The 18,581-nt window shown below is 70.6% G+C and carries 15 protein-coding genes; 2 read left to right on the top strand and 13 right to left on the bottom strand.

Annotated features, from left to right (window positions below; genetic code table 11):
* Positions 1–6: 6 nt before the first annotated feature.
* From BM199_RS15255 to BM199_RS15240, 5 genes are read right to left on the bottom strand one after another with little or no spacing between them, the layout of a single operon-like run.
* Positions 7–642, bottom strand: a complete 636-nt coding sequence (locus tag BM199_RS15255) for a pentapeptide repeat-containing protein (RefSeq protein ID WP_091673871.1) — start codon at positions 640–642, stop codon at positions 7–9.
* A gap of 35 nt (positions 643–677) precedes the next feature.
* Positions 678–3,986, bottom strand: a complete 3,309-nt coding sequence (locus BM199_RS15250; protein WP_091673870.1) for an error-prone DNA polymerase — start codon at positions 3,984–3,986, stop codon at positions 678–680.
* Between the two features lie 3 nt (positions 3,987–3,989).
* The gene (locus tag BM199_RS34920) at positions 3,990–4,115 is read right to left on the bottom strand and encodes a hypothetical protein (protein ID WP_281245700.1); all 126 of its coding nucleotides are present in this window, start codon (positions 4,113–4,115) and stop codon (positions 3,990–3,992) included.
* A 1-nt stretch (position 4,116) separates the two neighbouring features.
* On the bottom strand, positions 4,117–5,736 hold the full coding sequence (locus BM199_RS15245; protein WP_177242629.1) for a DNA polymerase Y family protein: 1,620 nt from the start codon (positions 5,734–5,736) through the stop codon (positions 4,117–4,119).
* 2 nt (positions 5,737–5,738) lie between these two features.
* The gene (locus BM199_RS15240) at positions 5,739–6,449 is read right to left on the bottom strand and encodes a hypothetical protein (RefSeq protein ID WP_091674004.1); all 711 of its coding nucleotides are present in this window, start codon (positions 6,447–6,449) and stop codon (positions 5,739–5,741) included.
* Positions 6,450–6,743: 294 nt separating this feature from the next.
* Between BM199_RS15240 and BM199_RS15235 the strand changes: the two genes are divergently transcribed.
* Complete coding sequence (locus BM199_RS15235) at positions 6,744–7,478, top strand: hypothetical protein (protein ID WP_091673869.1); 735 nt, start codon at positions 6,744–6,746, stop codon at positions 7,476–7,478.
* Between the two features lie 208 nt (positions 7,479–7,686).
* Here BM199_RS15235 and purH read toward each other — a convergent pair whose 3' ends face one another.
* The 8 genes from purH to BM199_RS15195 form a co-directional block, all read right to left on the bottom strand.
* On the bottom strand, positions 7,687–9,252 hold the full coding sequence (gene purH / locus BM199_RS15230; protein WP_091673868.1) for a bifunctional phosphoribosylaminoimidazolecarboxamide formyltransferase/IMP cyclohydrolase: 1,566 nt from the start codon (positions 9,250–9,252) through the stop codon (positions 7,687–7,689).
* Positions 9,249–9,866 (bottom strand): phosphoribosylglycinamide formyltransferase, encoded by a 618-nt coding sequence (purN, locus tag BM199_RS15225; protein WP_091673867.1) that lies wholly within the window; start codon positions 9,864–9,866, stop codon positions 9,249–9,251. The genes purH and purN overlap by 4 nt, the downstream gene beginning before the upstream one ends.
* Positions 9,867–9,995: 129 nt before the next feature.
* A complete protein-coding gene (locus BM199_RS15220) occupies positions 9,996–11,636 on the bottom strand; it encodes a cell division protein PerM (protein WP_177242628.1) in 1,641 nt (546 codons plus the stop codon).
* A 191-nt stretch (positions 11,637–11,827) separates the two neighbouring features.
* Positions 11,828–12,532 (bottom strand): DUF5336 domain-containing protein, encoded by a 705-nt coding sequence (locus tag BM199_RS15215; protein ID WP_091673866.1) that lies wholly within the window; start codon positions 12,530–12,532, stop codon positions 11,828–11,830.
* A gap of 247 nt (positions 12,533–12,779) precedes the next feature.
* A complete protein-coding gene (gene sucD, locus BM199_RS15210; protein ID WP_091673865.1) occupies positions 12,780–13,667 on the bottom strand; it encodes a succinate--CoA ligase subunit alpha in 888 nt (295 codons plus the stop codon).
* 1 nt (position 13,668) lies between these two features.
* Complete coding sequence (sucC, locus tag BM199_RS15205) at positions 13,669–14,847, bottom strand: ADP-forming succinate--CoA ligase subunit beta (RefSeq protein WP_091673864.1); 1,179 nt, start codon at positions 14,845–14,847, stop codon at positions 13,669–13,671.
* Positions 14,848–15,065: 218 nt separating this feature from the next.
* Positions 15,066–15,437 carry a hypothetical protein gene (locus tag BM199_RS15200; protein ID WP_091673863.1) on the bottom strand — a complete coding sequence of 124 codons (372 nt, stop codon included), beginning with the start codon at positions 15,435–15,437 and terminating at the stop codon, positions 15,066–15,068.
* Positions 15,434–17,182, bottom strand: coding sequence for a hypothetical protein (locus tag BM199_RS15195; protein ID WP_091673862.1), 1,749 nt, complete (start codon positions 17,180–17,182; stop codon positions 15,434–15,436). The genes BM199_RS15200 and BM199_RS15195 overlap by 4 nt, the downstream gene beginning before the upstream one ends.
* Positions 17,183–17,671: 489 nt before the next feature.
* Here BM199_RS15195 and BM199_RS15190 point away from each other — a divergent pair, with 489 nt between their 5' ends.
* Complete coding sequence (locus BM199_RS15190; protein WP_091673861.1) at positions 17,672–18,505, top strand: M23 family metallopeptidase; 834 nt, start codon at positions 17,672–17,674, stop codon at positions 18,503–18,505.
* The last annotated feature ends 76 nt before the right edge of the window (positions 18,506–18,581 follow it).

Raw genomic sequence — 18,581 nt, 5'->3', positions numbered from 1 at the left:
ACACTCTCAGTCCCCGACCACCAGCCCGTGCGCGCCGGCGAACGCGACGGCGGTCTCCAGGTCGACCCGCGCTCCGGCGAGCTGTGCCTGGCGGAGTCCGTTGGCGTCGACCCTGGCTCCACGCAGGTCGGCCTCGGCCAGTTGCGCACCGTGCAGGCGGGCACCGGTCAGGTCCGCGCCCCGCAGGTTCGCCCGGGTCAGATCGGCGTCGGTGAGGTTCGCTTCGCGGAGCCGGAGACCGGACAGGTCGCAGCGGCGCAGCCGCGCTCCACCGAGGCCGGCCAGTGACAGGTCGCTGTCCCGCAGGGTGATCGGCAGCAGCCCGCATTCGACGAACGCCGAACCGAGCAGTGAACAGCCGCGCCAGGTGGACCCGGCCAGCGAGGCCCGGCGCAGGACACAGGACCGCAGCGCCGACGAGAGGTGCTGCGAGTCGCCGAGATCGGCGCCGGTGAAGTCGCATTCGTCGAAGGTGCACCCCTGGGTGTTCAGTCCCCGAAGGTCGGCGTCGCTGAAGTCGCAGCGCACGAAACGGCGGCGCACCCAGCTCCGGCCGGGCAGTACCGCGTCGCGGTAGTCCTCGCCGACCTCGGGCTCCGGATCGGCCTCGGTGCCCTGCACCGGGCCGGTGGTGTCGGTCATGGAGCGAGCCTGACACAGCCCGCCGACAGGCCCGCTCAGCGGAAGTCCCTCGACTTGGCCTTGATCCGCATGGGCAGGTGCTGCAACCGGTCGGCGAGCACGCTGACCACGCCGTCGGCACTCTCGACGGTGCCACGGACCAGCAGCGCCGGGCTGGCGCGGGCGATGCGGTGGTACCGCCGCCAGAGCCCCGCGGTGCAGACCACGTTGACCATGCCGGTCTCGTCCTCGATGTTGAGAAACGTGACACCGCCAGCGGTCCCTGGCCGCTGGCGGTGGGTCACGGCCCCGCCGATGAGCACGCGCGATCCGGGCTCCACCTGAGCGAGCCGGTCGGCGGGCACCACCCCCAGCGCGTCGAGCTTCGCGCGGATGAACTGCGTCGGGAAGCTGTCGGGGGACACACCCGTGGCCCAGACGTCGGCCACGGCGAGATCGAGATCGTCCATTCCCGGCAGCGCGGGGGCCACCAGCCCGACACCGCCGCCGGGCAGTTTCCCCGGCTTCTCCTGCGCCACCGCCCCGGCCGCCCACAGTGCCGCCCTGCGGTCGAGGCCGAACGAGCCGAACGCTCCCGCCGTCGCCAGCGCCTCGACCTGTGGCGCCGTCAGCCGCACCCGTCGCACCAGGTCCGCCATGTCCGCGAAGAGCGCACCCCGCTCGCGTTCGCCGACGATTGCCTCCGCCCTCGCCGTGCCGACCGCACGCACCGGGCCAAGGCCGAGCCGGACCGCGAGGCCACCGTGCCGCGCCGATCGTGGTTCGAGGGTGGCGTGCGACAGGCTCGCGTTGATGTCCGGCCCCCGCACGACGACGCCGTGCCTGCGCGCGTCCGCGACGAGCGACTGCGGGGAGTAGAAGCCCATCGGCTGCGCCCGCAGCAGTGCGGCGCAGAACGCTTCCGGGTGGTAGCGCTTGAAGTAGGCACTGGCGAACACCAGGTGCGCGAAGCTCAGCGCGTGACTTTCCGGGAAACCGAAGTTCGAGAAGGCCTCCAGCTTTCCGAAGAGGTGCGCGGCCATCGGCTCGTCGATCCCATTGCGAGCGGCGCCGTCGTAGAACCGTTGCCGCAGCCGCTCCATCTTCACCGTGGACCGCTTGGCCCCCATCGCATGTCGTAACTCGTCGGCCTCGGCCGCGGTGAACCCGGCGACGTCGAGCGCGATCTGCATCAGCTGTTCCTGGAACAGGGGCACGCCTTTGGTCTTCTCAAGCGCGTTCTCCAGCAGCGGATGGTCGTAGTCCCACTTCTCCTTCTCGCTGTTTCGCCTGATGTAGGGGTGCACCGAGCCGCCCTGAATGGGACCGGGGCGAATCAGGGCGACCTCGATCGCCAGGTCGTAGAAGGTGCGTGGCGCGAGCCTCGGCAGGGTGGCCAACTGGGCCCTGCTCTCCACCTGGAAGACACCGATCGCATCGGCGCGCCGGAGCATCGCGTAGACCTCGTCGTCCTCCAGGTCCAGTTTGGCGAGGTCCACCTCGATGCCCTCGTGCTCCCGCACCAGGTCGATCATGTAGTGCAACGCCGAGAGCATGCCCAGACCGAGCAGGTCGAACTTGACCAGTCCCACCGCTGCGCAGTCGTCCTTCTCCCATTGCAGCACGCTGCGGTTGTCCATGCGGGCCCACTCGATGGGGCAGACCTCGCTCACCGGCCGGTTGCAGATCACCATGCCGCCGGAGTGGATGCCGAGGTGCCGCGGAAAGTCCTCGAGCGCGACCGACAGTTCCAGCACCGGCAGTGGAATGTCGTGATCATGGTCGTGCTGTGTCTCCAGCAACGGACCCCACCTGTCGATCTGCTTGCTCCACGCGTCCTGCTGTCCGGGCGAGTGCCCGAGCGCTCGCGCGGAGTCGCGGACGGCGGACCTGGCGCGGTAGGTGATCACATTGGCCACCTGGGCGGTGCACAGCCGTCCGTACTTGCGGTAGACGTACTGGATGGCCTCCTCCCGGCGATCCGACTCGATGTCGAGATCGATATCGGGATAGCCGTCCCGGTCCGGTGCGAGAAAACGTTCGAAGAGCAGCTTCCAGGTCACCGAGTCCACATTGGTGATACCGAGTGCGTAGCAGACGGCGGAGTTGGCGGCGGATCCTCTGCCCTGGCAGAGGATGTCGTTGTCCCGGCAGAATCTGACGATGTCGGCGACGATCAGGAAGTAGCCGGGGAAGTTGAGCTGCTCGATGATCGCCAACTCGTGCTCGATCTGCTGGTATGCCTCGGGATTGGCCGCCCGTGTTCCGTACCGCCCGGCCGCGCCGCGGTAGGTCTGCTCACGTAGGTAGCTCGCCTCGGTGTGCCCCTCGGGGACGTCGAACGGCGGGAGTTCCGGCGCGACCAGCTTCAGGTCGAAGGCACAGTCCGTGCCGAGCCGGGCGGCCCGGCGCACCGATCCCGGGTACCGCGCGAAACGGGCGGCCATCTCGGCCCCGGAACGCAGATGGGCGCTGCCGTTGGCCGGCAGCCAACCCTCCATGTCGTCGAGGCTGCGCCGGGCGCGGATCGCGGCGAGCCCGGCGGCCAGCCTTCCCCTGCGCGGCGTGGCGTAGTGGGCGGCGGTGGTCGCCACGGTGGGCAGGCCGTGCCGTGCCGCCAGTTCGGCCAGTGCGTCGTTGTCGGCGGTGTCCGTCGGCACGCCGTGATCGGTCAGTTCGACGTGGACCTCGTCCCGGCCGAAAAGGCTGACCAGCCGCTGCAGTTGATCTCCCGCCGCGCCGGGCCCTCCCCCGGCCAACGCCCGTCGCACCGCACCCTTTCGGCATCCGGTGAGAACGACGCAATGCCCGGCCACCTCGGCCGCGACCGCCTCGATGTCGTAGACCGGACGGCCCTTCTCCGCACGCGCGGCCGTGGGCAGGTCCCGGTCGTAACCGGCCAGCTGTCCGGCCGTGGTGGCGCGGCACAGCGCGGCGTAACCGTCGACATCCTTGGCGAGCAACAGCAGGTGCTCACCTTCGGGGTCGGCAACGCCGGTCTGCGGCGCCGCGAGCCCGAGACTGAGCTCGGTGCCGAACACGGTGCGCACGCCGAGCTCACGAGCGGCCTCGGCGAAGCGGACCACGCCGTACATCCCGTCATGGTCGGTGATCGCCAGTGCGTCGAGCTCCAGCCTGGCGGCCTCCTCCACCAGCTCCTCCGGATGGCTCGCGCCGTCGAGGAAGCTGAAGTTCGAGTGGCAGTGCAGCTCGGCGTAGGGAACCCGGTCCTGGTTGTCCCTGGCAGCGGCGGCGACGGTGGGAACCGGATGAGCAGGCAGCGGCGGCGTTCGCGTCGCGGGCGTGGCTCCGGAGAGGGTTCGCTCCAGCTCCCGCCACGGCACCGGCGGGTTGTCCCAGCCCACGTGTCACTCCCGGCTGTTCTCGGATGACAGGCGGGGCAACGGAATCAGCGAGCCCAGCTCCGCCTCCGGCACCGGGCTCCGCTCGCCGCACAGCGAGTCCGTGGTCTCCGCGTCTTCGTGACCGTGCATCTCAGTCGTACATCCCTTCGACAGTCCATAATGGATTACTGTGTTCCTCCAGGAGCAGGAGCAACGCGAGGTCGCCCTGCTCCCGCCCGCCGCCGTCCAGCAGGACCTGGACCCTGGCCTTGTCCCCCTGCCGTCCCGGTGCCCACCATCTGGCCGTCACGGGCCACGGGCCCGCCCACTGCAGTACCTGGCGTTCGGGGCCGTCCTCGACCGCGACGCGGTACGGCGGGGCGGTGAGGCGCTGCCGTTCGGTGAGCTCCACCGGCGCACCCGACTCGTCGAGCACGGTGGCCGGGACCTGCCCGGTGTAGACCGTGGCGGGGGACGGTGCGGGCAACCGGCCCGGCCATGGGGCCGCCGGCTCGCTGGACACCTCGGGACGGTCTCCCCACGGCACCGACCTGACCCGCTCGGCGGGACCGCGCCCGCCACCGAGCACCGCCGTGGCGACACTGTCCGGCCCGAGCAGCCCCTGTACCCGCACGAAGGCCCTGCCCGCCCGCTCGGCCGCGAGCATGGGCTCGTCCCCCAGCCCTCGTGCCGCTCCCGCGGACCCCTGCCAGAGGCCGAGTTGCAGGGAGTGCCCGGCGACCGTCTCCTCCGGATCGAGCCGAAGACGGCTGACCCCGGCGGTCGGGCGCACTCCCTCCCCCGCTCGCAGCCAGCCCTCGAACTGCCAGCGCACCCGGTCGGCGATTCCCTGCGGTGTCAGGGGTTCGGCACAGCGCCAGACACGGGCAAGTTCTTCGCCCTGTTCCGTGGTGGCGTAGATACCCAGCCTGGTACAGGCCAGCCCTCGGGCAGCGAGTCCACTGTGGAACTTCGTGGCGAGTGTCCTGGCAACGAACGCGGCGGCGTCCACCCGGTCGAGCACCGGATCGAACTCCTCGGTGATCGAGAGCTCGGGAGGCGGGCGCCTGCGGTGTGGCGGACGGTCGGCCAGGCCACGCGAAAGCCGGTGCGCGAGCACTCCCGCGGCGCCGAACCGCGAGGCGACATCCCGTTCCGTGAGCGCGGCGAAGTCGCCGAGGGTGCGCAGCCCCAGTCTGCGCAGCAGGTCGACGAGGTCGCCACGGTCGGCGTCCGGCTGCTCGAGCTCGGTGATGCTCAGCGAAGCGAGAAACCCGGCCGAGTCCCCCGGTTCGACCAGCGCGGACCGGCGGGCGGCGAGCATGGCGGCGAAAAGCCCGTCGGCGACCCCGAGCTGGCACTCCACCCCCGTCCGGGTGGGTACGTGCTCGGCCAGCAGCTCCATCAGGCTGGACTCGCCGCCGAAATACCCCGCGGCCCCCCGGACCGGTACCGCGACCACTCCGGGGCGGACGACCTCCACCCCGACGACGAGCTCCTCCACCGCGGCCGCGACGGGCTCGAACAGCCGGGCATCCCGGCCGGGATCCGCACCGAGCACCACGATCTCCGGGCACCGGGACTGCGCCTCCCTGCGGCGCATTCCACGACGGATACCGGCGGTCCGCGCGACGGCCGAGCAGGCCACCACCCGGTTGGCGAGGAACACCGCGGCGGGCAGGTGCGCGGAGACCCCGGCCGCCAGCCCCGCCGCGACCACCGGCCAGTCCGGGCACCACAGCACGAGCACCCGCACCGGAGGGACAGCCATGGTCAGCCCACCCCCCGTTCGGCCCAGGAAGCGGCGGCCCCCGTCACACCGTCCACCGTGCTCGCGCCGGCCACCGCGCCGTTCGGCGCGGGCAGCAGCAGATCGGTGCGCGCAGGCCGGGCCGCCGCTCCCCGGCCGACGGTGCGCACGGCCACCTGCCGTTGCCGCAGGTGGCCGTACCCACCGTCGAGACCCGACCACCGGCCACCCGTGCAACGCAGCTCCACCTCGGCACCAGGCCAAGGACCGAGGGAGAGCAGCACGGCACCGCGATGCCGGGCACGAGCGGACAGTCGCCGGGCGGTCTGCTCGACCCTGCCCGAGGCGGGCCTGCCGACCGGCCCGACCGCCACGAGGTCCACTCCGTCGAGCAGCGCGGCGGTCACCGAGGCGAAGTCGGCACCGGGCCGGGGTACGAGGGCGAGCCTGCGCACCTCGACCCCGAGTTCATCCGCGGCGGCCACCCCCAGATCAGGCACGCCGACCACCGCGGCCCAGGATCCGCCCGCGGTGGCTTCCGCGAGCAGAGCGAGCAGCAGCGACGTGGAACCGTGCACCGCCACCGTGCTGCCCCGGCGCAGCCCTCCCGAGGGCAGCAACCCGGACAGCACGGACAGCACCGGCAGAACCTGCCCCGTGGTCTGCGCGTGCTCGGCGGCGTCGGCCACCCCGCTGGCCGTACTCACACCCGGCAGTGCCGTGAGGCGGGCGATGGCCGCGGCACCGGCCGGTTTCGTTGTCCCCGAAGACCCCGTCCCCGACGAAACCGGCTCGACACCGCGGATCTCGCTTGCGAGCCCACCCGGCACCGGGCTCCACCTCCCTCACGACAGCACGGCAGCACGACCGCCCCTCGGGCACTGCCCGAGATACGTGCTCCGCCGTGGGGAAGACGGCAGAACATCGAACGTATGTTCGATACAATTAGTGAACACCTACTGGCGCGCGGCTGTCAAGCGGTGCGGGACCGGTGCGATACTTCGCGTCGTGGCGGACGGGGAGGAAGCGTGACCGGACCTCAGTACACGGGACCCCAGCACGGTGGGCCCTTCACCGGCGGACCGCAGGGGTACCAGCAGCAAGCGGGGTGGCAGTACCCGCCGCCGCAGGCACCGTGGAGTACACAGGCACCACAGCCGCCTGGCGCCCCCCGGCGCAACCGAACCGGCCTCATCGTCTCGCTGGTCCTGGTGGCGGTACTGCTGCTGGGGGCCGTCGCGGGCGGGGTCGTCTTCTACCTGAACGTCCACTCCGACGGTGGCATACCGCCCACCGGCGCCCAGCTCGATCCGGCGTGCGATGCCGTCAGCGAGCAGACCCGGCAGCGACTGCGCACCACCAACCCCGACCCCGGCACCAGCAGTGCCAGGGAAAGTCAGGGCACGTCAATCGTGTACTGCGGCTGGACCCAGACCCTCGGGCAGGACGGGGAGGGAAGCCGAGACCTGCAGGTGCAGATCCTGCGCTACAGCGGGGCAGCGGCGGCGGACCAGCGCGGCCCACGCTGCGACGGAGCGCAACTGCCACCACCGCAGCTCGGCCAGGAGGCGTGCATCGGCAGCACCCAGAGCGGCAACATCACCACCGTGACTCTGCAGGTTCGCCAGGGCAGCTACTTCGTCCTGGTCGGCTACAACGGTTGGGACGTCGGCTTCCTCAGCAACAAGCCCGCCCCGGTGCAGGACTTCGCCAACGCCGTCGCCGGAGTCGGCCAGGAAGTCCTCGCCACCCTGCAGGGGTGACGCGGCACCAGCGCCGCCCGATGGTGCGCCTGCAAGTACTACCAAGCAAGATCAACACCGCCCTTTTCCGCACCCCACTGCCCGCCCCATACCCGCCGTCAGGGGCCGGGTTGGGGGCGGTTAGCGTCGAAGCTGATCTTGCTTGGGCGTACTTGCAGACGCCCCAACCCACTCCGGGAGGGCGCCTGAGAGCGCTGGGCAGGCAGGGTCAGTGGGCGAAGTGGCGGGTGCCCGTGAGGTAGACCGTCACGCCCGCGGCTTCGGCGGCGGCGATCACCTCGGCGTCACGCACCGAGCCGCCCGGCTGCACCACGGCGCGCACCCCGGCATCGAGCAGCACCTGCAGGCCGTCGGGGAAGGGGAAGAACGCGTCCGAGGACGCGACAGCGCCCCGCACGCGGTCTCCCGCGCGCTGCACCGCGAGCCGGGCCGAGTCCACCCGGTTCACCTGTCCCATGCCGACGCCGACTGTCGCCAGGTCGGCCGCCAACAGGATGGCGTTCGACTTCACCGCGCGCACCGCACGCCAGGCGAAAACCAGGTCAGCCATGGTCTGCTCGTCGGCGGACGCACCCGTGGCGAGCGTCCAGGATGCGGGATCGTCACCGGGGGCATCGATCGCGTCCGGCGTCTGCACGAGAACCCCGCCGGAGATCGGCCGGACCTCCACCGCATCGGCGTCGGCGATCGCGGGCAGCCGCAGGAGCCGGATGTTCTTCTTGCGGGTGAGCACGTCCAGCGCCTCGGCATCGAAGTCCGGCGCGAGCACGACCTCGGTGAAGACGTCCGCGATCTGCTCGGCAGCGGTCACCGAGACGGGCCGGTTGGTGGCGATCACGCCGCCGAAGGCCGACACCGGATCGCAGGCGTGCGCCTTGCGGTGCGCCTCCGCGACGTCGGCGCCAACGGCGATACCGCACGGGTTCGCATGCTTGATGATCGCGACCGCGGGCTGCTCGAAGTCGTAGGCCGCCCTGCGTGCCGCGTCCGTGTCGACGTAGTTGTTGTAGGACATCGCCTTGCCGTGCAGCTGCTCGGCGTGCGCGAGACCGGTCCGCGAATGCGTGTACACCGCCGCGCGCTGGTGCGGGTTCTCGCCGTAGCGCAGGATCTCCCCGCGCTCCCAGGTCCGGCCCATGAACTCGCCGAAGCCCGAGTCATCGGCAGGCGCGTACTGCTCGGCGAACCAGGTGGCCACCTGGGTGTCGTAGGACGCGGTGTGCGCGAAGGCCCGCGCGGCGAGCCGCCTGCGGTCTGCCTGGTCGAAGCCGCCCTCCCGCACGCGCTCCAGCACCCAGTCGTAGCGCTGCGGATCCACCACCACCGCCACGCTGCCGTGGTTCTTCGCCGCGGCCCGCACCATCGCGGGACCGCCGATATCGATGTTCTCGACGCAGTCCTCGTGGCTTGCGCCGGAAGCCACCGTGCTCGCGAACGGGTAGAGGTTGACCACCAGCAGATCGAACGGCGCGATGTCCAGCTTGCGCAGCTGCTCGACGTGCTCGTCCCTGCTGCGATCGGCGAGCAACCCGGCGTGCACCCTGGGGTGCAGGGTCTTCACCCGGCCGTCCAGTGACTCCGGGAAGCCCGTGACCTCCTCCACCGGGGTCACCGGAACACCCGCGTTGGCGATGACCTTCGCGGTGCCACCGGTGGAAACGATCTCCACTCCCGCGGCGTGCAGGCCGGTGGCCAGCTCCAGCAGGCCGGCCTTGTCCGACACCCCGATCAGCGCACGGCGGACCGGGTGCCGCCCGGCAGACTGCTCGCTCACGTGAAACTCACCTTTCGTCCGTCCACCGTGCACCCCGCACGGCCCAGCTTCGCGATCACGTCGACGAGGAGCCTGCGCTCCACCGCCTTGATCCGCTCGTGCAGGCTTTCCTCGTCGTCGCCGGGTTCCACCGGCACCGCCTCCTGCGCGATGATCGGCCCGGTGTCCACCCCGGCGTCCACCAGGTGCACGGTCGATCCGGTCACCTTCACTCCCAGTGCCAGGGCGTCGGCCACAGCGTGCATTCCGGGGAAGGCGGGCAGTAGCGCCGGATGCGTGTTCACCACACGATTCGGGAACCGATCGAGGAAGTGTTCGCCGAGAATCTTCATGAATCCCGCCGACACGACGAGGTCAGGGCCGTACGCGGCCACCGCTTCGGTCAGCGCCCTGTCCCAGCTCGCCCGGTCCGGATGGTCGCCCATCCGGACGGTGAAATGCGGAACGTCCGCCCGCTCCGCCCTGGCGAGGGCCTCGACGTCGCCACGGTCCGTGCCGACGGCCACGACCTTGGCGGGGTAGTCGGCCCGTCCCACGGCATCCAGCAGTGCCTGCAGCAACGTTCCCGACCCTGAGGCGAGCACCACGAGCCTGGCGGACGCGGGCAGCTCCAACCGAGTAGCCAGAACCGTCTCCTTGCTGGGGCGGTACGCGCTCGCGCGCACGCCGATCGACCTGGTTTGTCAATCACCCTAACGCCGGGTTGTTGATCTTCGAGAGGCGGTGGGTGCGGCCGGGATCACTCACTTCGCCCGCGGTTCGTCCGCAGCGATCTCTGTGTCGGCGTCGGTGCCGTCCGGGTCGTCGTCCGGGTCGTCGTCGGCGTCGTCGGCGTCATCGGCGTCATCGCTCTCGAACTCGTCCTCGAACTCGATGGCGGTGCCCTCAGGGACGTCGAGCACCTCGAAATCCTCGGTCGAGCTTTCATCGCCCTCCGCACCGGTATCCGGCGGCTCAGGGGATGTCTCCGAATCGCCGTCGTCCCCGGCCTCGCCCGCATCCTCCGTCTCTTCGGTCTCTTCCGTCTCTTCCGTGTCCTCGGTGCTCTCACCGTCTTCGGTGCCCTCGCCGTCGTCGGCGCTCTCGGTGTCGCCCTCGCCGTCGTCAGTGCCCTCGGTGACGTCTCCGGACTCGGTGTCCTCGGCCCCCGTGTCCTCGGCCGGTTCCGCGGCCGTGGCCGTCTGCTCCGATTCCGCGGACGCGTGCGGCCCCCCGTAGTAGGTCATGAGGGCTCCGGGCAGCACGATCCAGACGAAGACGGCGATCGACAGCGTCCCCAAAGGGAACGAGACGGGATCGAACGGCCCGCCGCCGAGCCTGCCTCCGGCAAGTGCACCGAGCACCACAACACCGAACGCGGCCAGCGCACCAGCCACGACAACGACCCGGACCCGGACGCCCGGGTTCTGGTCGATCCGTCGCTGCGACCAGCCCACCAGCGCACCGGCGGCGGCCGGGAGCAGCATCAGCGCGGGCCACCAGACCGCGTGGCTCTCCGGCACCGCGGCGAACAGCGGCAGCGCCGGAGCAGGCCCACCCACGAACCCGACCGGGGTCAGTGTCGCGGCGCCGATCGAGAACCCCGGCCCCGCGGCGAAACCGAGTCCCGCGAGAACCGCGTTGGGCAGATACCCCAGCGACAGCAGCAGCAATCCCGCACCGTCGCCGAGGCCGAGCGCGTTCGCCTGGAAGAGTTCGTGCACGGCGGATGCGGACAGGGCGGACGCCATCGTCAACGTCATGGCCCCCACCGTGAGCAGGGCGGCCACGGCGAGTGCCCCTGCCCGCAATCCGTGCAGGGCCAGCGGATCGAGATACCGCAAGGCCCACGCGAGCATCCCGCATCGGCCCGCGGTTCCCACCAGTGCGGCGAGCCCCGCGACCAGCCCCGGCACGAGGAAGCCCGGCAGCGGTTCGACATCGAGCCGGTATCCGTCGGCCAGCGCGGAGATGACCGCGCCTGCGGTGGCATGCGTGCCCGCGATGGCGCCGACGAGTGTCACAGCCTGCGCGGGCTCGCGGTAGTCCAGTCGCCGCGCTGCCCTGGCAGCGGTCCGCATGACCAGGACGAAGACGCCGATCGTCGGCAGCAGCGGGAGCAGCCCGAGTGTCCGGCCGTCGATCTCGACCGGAACCTGGTACGTCGCGAGCCAGCTCGGCCCGGCCGCCAGCAGCACCTCGACTGGGTCGAACTTTCCCTGCGTGGCCGTCGAGGTGACCGCTGTGAGCAGGGCGGCGACGGCGACGTACCCCGTGACCAGCGGAGCCACGGCGGCGGTGATCAGCGCCCGCGCCCGCATCCCGCCGGATACAGTCGCAGCGGCTTCTCGATCACCTTGGCCGTCGCCGCCCTCCTGGCGCGAAGGTGAGGTGAGCAGCTGCATGCATCGAACCCTCGCATCGGGAATAGGCCAACCGGGTGAGCCACGCCGCCCGACACGCGCACGACAGTGCACACCCACCCAGTTGGGGCAGGTCAGAAATCACACCAGCACAGACGGTGTGCATCCCTCGCTCAGCACGATGCCCGCGGGGACCGAGGTCGCCGCGGGCATCGTGGGTCGATCGTGGGGTGTCAGCTCTGCTGGCCGGGTCCGCTCTGCTGCTGACCAGGTCCGCCTTGCTGCTGCCCCGACTCGGGGGACTGCTGCTGGAAGAACTGCCCCTGCTGCGGCGCGTACTGCGTCGCCTGCTGCTGGCCGGGCGGCGGCGTCGCCGGAGGCCCGTACTGGGTCGGCTGGTTGAACCCGCCCGACGGCGGGTCCTGCGGCCCTGACTGACCGAACTGGCCCTGTCCGCCGAACTGGCCGGGTTGGCCGTACTGCTGCCCGTAGGGGCCGGCCTGCGGCTTCGCCGCGGGCATCTTGAGCACGTTGTAGTCGAAGAGCAGCGCGGCGATCGCCACCAGCATCTGCAGGATGCCCAGGATGAGCACCACGGTGATCACACCAGGAACGTCGGAGCTGTGCACCACGGTGAGCAGCGCCATGAAAGCTCCGAGCACGCTGAACAGCGCGGCGAACGGCAGCACCTTCGGCCCGTTCGGCAGCACCCGCAGGGCGGCGAGAAGCCCGCCCACCAGCAGGAACTGGATGACACCGGTTGCACCGCGCGCGTCTTCGGAGAACCCGATGAAGTAGTTGATGAGGCCGAGCACCGTGACCGCCAACGCGAGGATGACGGCCAGCGACCCGACCGAGAGGTTTTGATTCGGTGTCTGGGGCTGCTGCTGCGGGCCACCCTGCTGTGGGTAGCCTGGCCCGCCGCTCGGATAGGTCATCCGTGTTTCTCCTGTCGTTCGGCCCGCTCGCGGTGCCGTCTGGAACTCCGGGACGAAAAGGTCATTCGGTGCAACGACGCTAGCGGATCCACCCGCCGTCGTCCCACCCTGGTAATCAGACGTGTGACACCGTCGGTGGGTTTCGTGCGAAGCCGGTAAATCTTCACCGGGGAGACGCACACCACGGCAAGGGGCCAGGCACCGACTTTCGGTGCCTGGCCCCTTGCCGTTCAGCTGGATTTCCCGCTCAGAGCGCCTGGTACAGCTGCCTGGCGAGTTCAGCGGTCTCGCTCGGGGTCTTGCCGACCTTCACGCCCGCGGCCTCGAGGGCTTCCTTCTTGGCCGCCGCCGTGCCGGAGGAACCGGAGACGATGGCGCCGGCGTGGCCCATGGTCTTGCCCTCGGGGGCGGTGAACCCGGCGACATAGCCAACCACCGGCTTGGTGACGTTGGCCTTGACGAACTCGGCGGCCCGCTCCTCCGCGTCACCGCCGATCTCGCCGATCATCACGATGACCTCGGTCTCGGGGTCGTTCTGGAATGCCTCGAGCGCGTCGATGTGCGTCGTGCCGATCACCGGGTCGCCGCCGATACCCACGGCGGTGGAGAAACCGATGTCCCGCAGCTCGTACATCATCTGGTAGGTCAGCGTGCCCGACTTCGACACCAGGCCGATCTTGCCGGGGCCGGTGATGTCGGCCGGGATGATGCCCGCGTTGGACTTACCGGGGCTGATCACTCCGGGGCAGTTCGGCCCGACGATGCGGGTCTTGTTGCCGGTCGCGACCGCGTGCGCCCAGAAGTACGCCGAGTCGTGCACCGGGATGCCCTCGGTGATGACCACGGCGAGGGGGATCTCGGCGTCGATGGCCTCGACGACGGCGTCCTTGGCGAACTTCGGCGGCACGAAGATGACCGACACGTCGGCGCCGGTCTCCTTCATCGCCTCCTCGACCGTGCCGAAGACGGTGAGTTCCTTGCCTTCGATCGTCACCGTCTGCCCGGCCTTGCGGGCGTTGACACCACCCACGATGTTGGTGCCCGACTTCAGCATCTTCGTGGTGTGCTTGGTGCCCTCGGAGCCGGTGATGCCCTGGACGATCACCTTGCTGTTCTCGTTCAAGAAGATCGACATGTCACGCCCCCTCAGAAGCGCTAGACGCGAGCTCCGCCGCCCGGTCTGCCGCGTTGTCCATGGTGTCGACGACGGTGACGAGCGGGTGGTTGGCCTCGGCCAGGATCCGCCTGCCCTCCTCGACGTTGTTGCCGTCCAGGCGCACGACCAGCGGCTTGCTGGCCTCGTCGCCCAGGATCTTCAGCGCCTCGACGATGCCCGTCGCGACCGCGTCACAGGCGGTGATACCGCCGAACACGTTGACGAACACGCTCTTGACGTCGGAGTCGTGCAGGATGACGTCCAGGCCCGCGGCCATGACCTCGGCCGAAGCGCCACCACCGATGTCGAGGAAGTTCGCCGGCTTCACGCCACCGTGCTTCTCGCCGGCGTATGCGACGACATCCAGGGTGGACATGACGAGACCGGCACCGTTACCGATGATGCCGACCTGGCCGTCCAGCTTGACGTAGTTGAGGTCCTTGGCCTTGGCCTTGGCCTCCAGCGGGTCCTCGGCCTGCTTGTCCACCAGCTCGGCGTGACCCGCCTGCCGGAAGGCCGCGTTCTCGTCGAGGGTGACCTTGCCGTCCAGCGCGATGATCTTGTCCTGCGGGTCGCGGACCAGCGGGTTGACCTCGACCAGGGTGGCGTCCTCGGCGACGAAGGTCTCCCAGAGCTTCACCACGACGTCGGCGGCCTCGTCGACGACCTCGGCCGGGAAGTTGCCCGCCTTGAGGATCTCGGTGGCCTTCGCCTTGTCCACGCCGTTGATCGGGTCGACCGGGACCTTCGCCAGCGCCTCCGGGCGCTCCACGGCGAGCTGCTCGATCTCGACGCCGCCTTCGGCCGATGCCATGGCCAGGAAGGTGCGGTTCGCGCGGTCCAGCAGGAACGAGAAGTAGTACTCCTCGGCGATGTCGGAGGCCGCGGCCACCAACACGCGGTGCACGATGTGCCCCTTGATGTCCAGACCCAGGATGGCGTTCGCCTTCTCCTCGGCCTCGTCGGGGCCGTCGGCCAGCTTGACCCCACCGGCCTTGCCACGGCCGCCGGTCTTCACCTGGGCCTTGATGACGACCTTGCCACCGAGCCGCTCGGCCTCGGCGCGCGCTTCTTCTGCGTTGTTCGCCACGGAGCCCGGCAGTACCGGCACTCCGTGGGCGGCGAAGAGATCCTTCGCCTGGTACTCGTAGAGATCCACTCTCCAGTCTCCTGACGACACGCGACATTGCTGTGCTTCGCTGCGGACCCGCGCCATCTGGACACGGGCGCGCTTTCCTGCTGCTGTCGGACCCCGATGACCCTAGCGACCTGGGCAGAAGTCGGGGGATCCGCACCTGGTGAACTCGGTCACCGACCGCCATCCGACCAGGGAAGGGGGGTGTGAGCCCCCACACGGCCACCCATTCGTGATGTGGACTACGTCTGCGTCGAGTCACCGGCGCGGCCGAGATCGGCGGGAGGCTCGGGCAGACCGGCCCGCCGCGCCCGCGCGTCGAGCCCGTACACGGCCAGCCCCGGCAACGCGGCGACCAGTTCGGCCACCAGTGCGGCGGGATCCGGGTCCTCGGTTCCTGCCTGGGCGAGGCCGAGCACCAGCGCGGCTGGGTCCTCCTGCTCGACGACGCGAACGAGCGCGCCCACGGAGGTCATCGCGCCGCCATGGACGACCTCCGCTCCCGCGTCCCGCAACGCGCGGGCGAACACGACCAGGCCCGCCGAGGGATCGGCTTCCGCGTCCGCTCCGAGTTCGGCGAGCACGAGACGGGTGGCCGCCGGTGAACGTGTCACCGGGACTCACGCCCGCCCAGCACGGCGAGCCCGGCGGTCAGCAGCGCGGCCAGTGCGCCGGCCACACCGAGCCACATTCCGGTCCCGGCCGTGGCTCCTTCGATGTCCGACGCCGTCAGCGGCAGTTGCGCCGCCCGCAGGATCAGCAGGCATGCCACGCCGACCAGCACGGCGGCCGCTCGTGCCGGACGACTGCGCGGGACCAGCGCGGCCGCGCCGAGCACCGTCAGCACCGCGGCGAGCAGTCCCCAGGACGGTGTGCCGAACTCCGACCACAACCCGGCGGACACGTAGTCCGGGGCGGTGATCGCCGGTGTCCCGAAGGCGGCGACGGCGAGAATGACCGTGGCTACCAGCGGCGTGATCACGGTCGGGGCGAGCTGCGGCACCTGACCGCCGGACAGCCCTCCGGCTTCCTCGCTGTCCTCCCGTTCGACCATTCCGGCAACGGCCGAGCAACAGGCCGTCACGGTGGCCCCGATCATCGCCGTGACGGTCCAGACCACCCCCTGCCCCGTCGTGTAGGTGGCTCCCAGATCCGTGGCGGCGACCGCGACGTCCAGTACTGCGGCGCCGCTCAGCAACACCCCGGCCCAGGTCACCGACAGCGCGGGCCGCACCACGGCCGCCAGCCCGGGAACGAACATCGCCACACCCGGCACGGCCACCAGCAGTCCCGCCACGAGCAGCCAGGGGCTGGCCGCACTGTCCGGGGCAGGCGCGCCACCCCTCGCCACCAGTTGCGCGGTGAGCGCACCCGCCACCGACGCCGCCCCGGTCAGTACGGCGAGCGCACCGGTGGCCCAGTGGAGCCGCCTGCCACCGGGCAGAGCTGCCTCGGTGCCGGCGCTCCCCTCGGTGGCGTCCGGTTCCCGCGGCCCGGCTGGTTCGTCCAGCGGGATCGTCAGGCCGCGCAGCATCAGCCCCGCCGAGGCGACGAGCACCAGAACCGGTCCGGTCGTGACGTGGATCCAGGGCACGGTCACGGCGGCGACCAGGTTCGGCAGCGCGAGTGCGGCCGCTCCGAGGGCCAGGCCGGCCACGCAGCCGCGGGCCAGTTCGGGCGAGCCCGAGCTGCCGGCGAGCCCGGCCACCACCGGCAACGCACCGGCGATCAGCAGTAACCCGGCGAGCGCGAGCAGCGGCCCCTCGAACGCACCGCGTCCCAGCAGGTAGGCATTGTCCGAGGCGAACGGCGCCATGAGCAGGCCCACGACGGCGAGCACGGTCATCGCGAGCACCGAGGGCATCCAGGACGTGCGTCCGGTACCCGGCTCGGCGAGTTGGACACTCTCGGCGCGCCGACCCGCCGTGCGGGCCGCGAGCACCCCCGCGACACCGATGCCGAGCTGGCCGCCGATCAGCAGCCACAGCCCGAGCGCGGGTGCCGGAGACCCCAGGCTCTCCGGCAGGTACAACTCAGGACGCGCAGCCTCCGCGGGGTCGATCGCGAGCTGCGCATCCAGCAGAATCCGACCGGGCACGAGGGCGGCAAGACCGGCGAGCACCCCGGCGGCCACGACCGGGCGACCGAGCGCGCCGAAGCCCACGGCGACGGCGACCGGCACGACCGCGAGGACCACCAGCAACGGCGCGCTGCCGAACGCCGGTTCCGCACCGGTGACCACCTGGACGAATCCGGCGGCCGCGAGCAGCACGGCAGCGAGCACCGCGACGCCGAGCGCAGCACGAAACGGCCGGACGGATCGTTCACCGGTCAACAGCGTGCTGGAGCGCGAAGTCATCGCTGTTGACGCTAGCAGCGGCAATACCAGGCCAGCGCACCGTCAAGTACGCCACAGGGCTGTGTCGTACTGCCGCGGAACTCGGAACCGACGCGCCGCTCAGGGTCGGCAACACACACGAGTGACACCCGAGTGTCACTCGGCAGTCACGCACCGTACGGAAAACGCCAGGTGAACACGCCCAGACGAACGGCCCGACCACGCGGTTGGCCATTTGTAATGCAAGTCACACCGATCGGAGCAATCCGCCTCCCACCTTGAGTGATCGGTCCACCTCATCACCCTGTCGAGTTGCTCATTCGGCCGACTCGCCAACCGGTTCTTGCTGCAACCGGTTCCCCTTCGTTACTGTTCCGCGGTCCCCATTACGGTCAGATCACGAAACGGACAGGTCTGCGAAGACCACCGAGCGGTTCCCCCGAAACCGCTCACCGGGATCCCCCGCCCGGCGTCCAGGATCTGGCTCCCCGAGTACGGAAGGCCCCTGTCTTGGCTCGACACCGCTCCCCCGGCGGTCAGGCTCCTTCCCCGGCACTCGACGACGCACTGGACGGTGCAGTCGTCCGCGTCCGGGGAACACACCGGCTTCCCGCACCTTCGTCGGCCCTGCGCGGCCGCGTGGTTGTAGCGGCCGTAGCCGCCGGTGCTTTTGCTGCTGCTGCCGCAGGTCAGACCCTCCAGGCTGTCAGTTCCACGGACTCGGACAGCAAGGTGACGCCGCTGGCCAGCTCGCATGACGCCACTGCGGCGATCGGAGTAGGCGGCGACGCCGCCCCCATGGGCGCACCGGCCGCCGCACCGGAACTGCTCCCGGTGGCTCGCACCAGCGACGCCTCCGCCGAGGTCCAGAAGCTGACCGAGAGCAGGCAGGTCACCCAGGCACGGATCGAGCGCGAGGCCGAGGCCGCCAGGAAGGCCGCCGAGGAGGCCGCTCGCCCGAAGACCGTTCGCCCCACGGCAGGCGCACTGACCTCCGGTTTCGGTGGCCGCTGGGGAACCACGCACTACGGCCTCGACTTCCGCGGCAACATCGGTGCGCCGATCGTCGCCGCCGCCGACGGTGTCGTGATCGAAGCCGGCCCGGCCAGCGGGTTCGGCCTCTGGGTGCGAATCCAGCTCGACGACGGCACGGTCCACGTGTACGGCCACATGAACAGTTACTCCGTCAGCGTGGGTGAGCGCGTCAAGGCCGGTGAGCAGATCGCCGAGGTCGGCAACCGCGGCCAGTCCACCGGACCGCACCTGCACTTCGAGGTGTGGACCGCGGGCGGCCAGAAAGTCGACCCCGCCCCGTGGCTGCGTGCGCGCGGCGTGAACATCTGATCCGTTCCAGGTTCGACCAGCGCGACCCGGTCGGCGTTGCCCCGCCGGACCGCGCCATGGGTCATGTGCCCGGTGG

This window comes from Amycolatopsis marina, from assembly GCF_900111885.1.
Lineage (GTDB): Bacteria > Actinomycetota > Actinomycetes > Mycobacteriales > Pseudonocardiaceae > Amycolatopsis > Amycolatopsis marina.
Note: the sequence above shows the minus strand (reverse complement) of the source record. Positions and strands in the feature narration are given on the sequence as shown.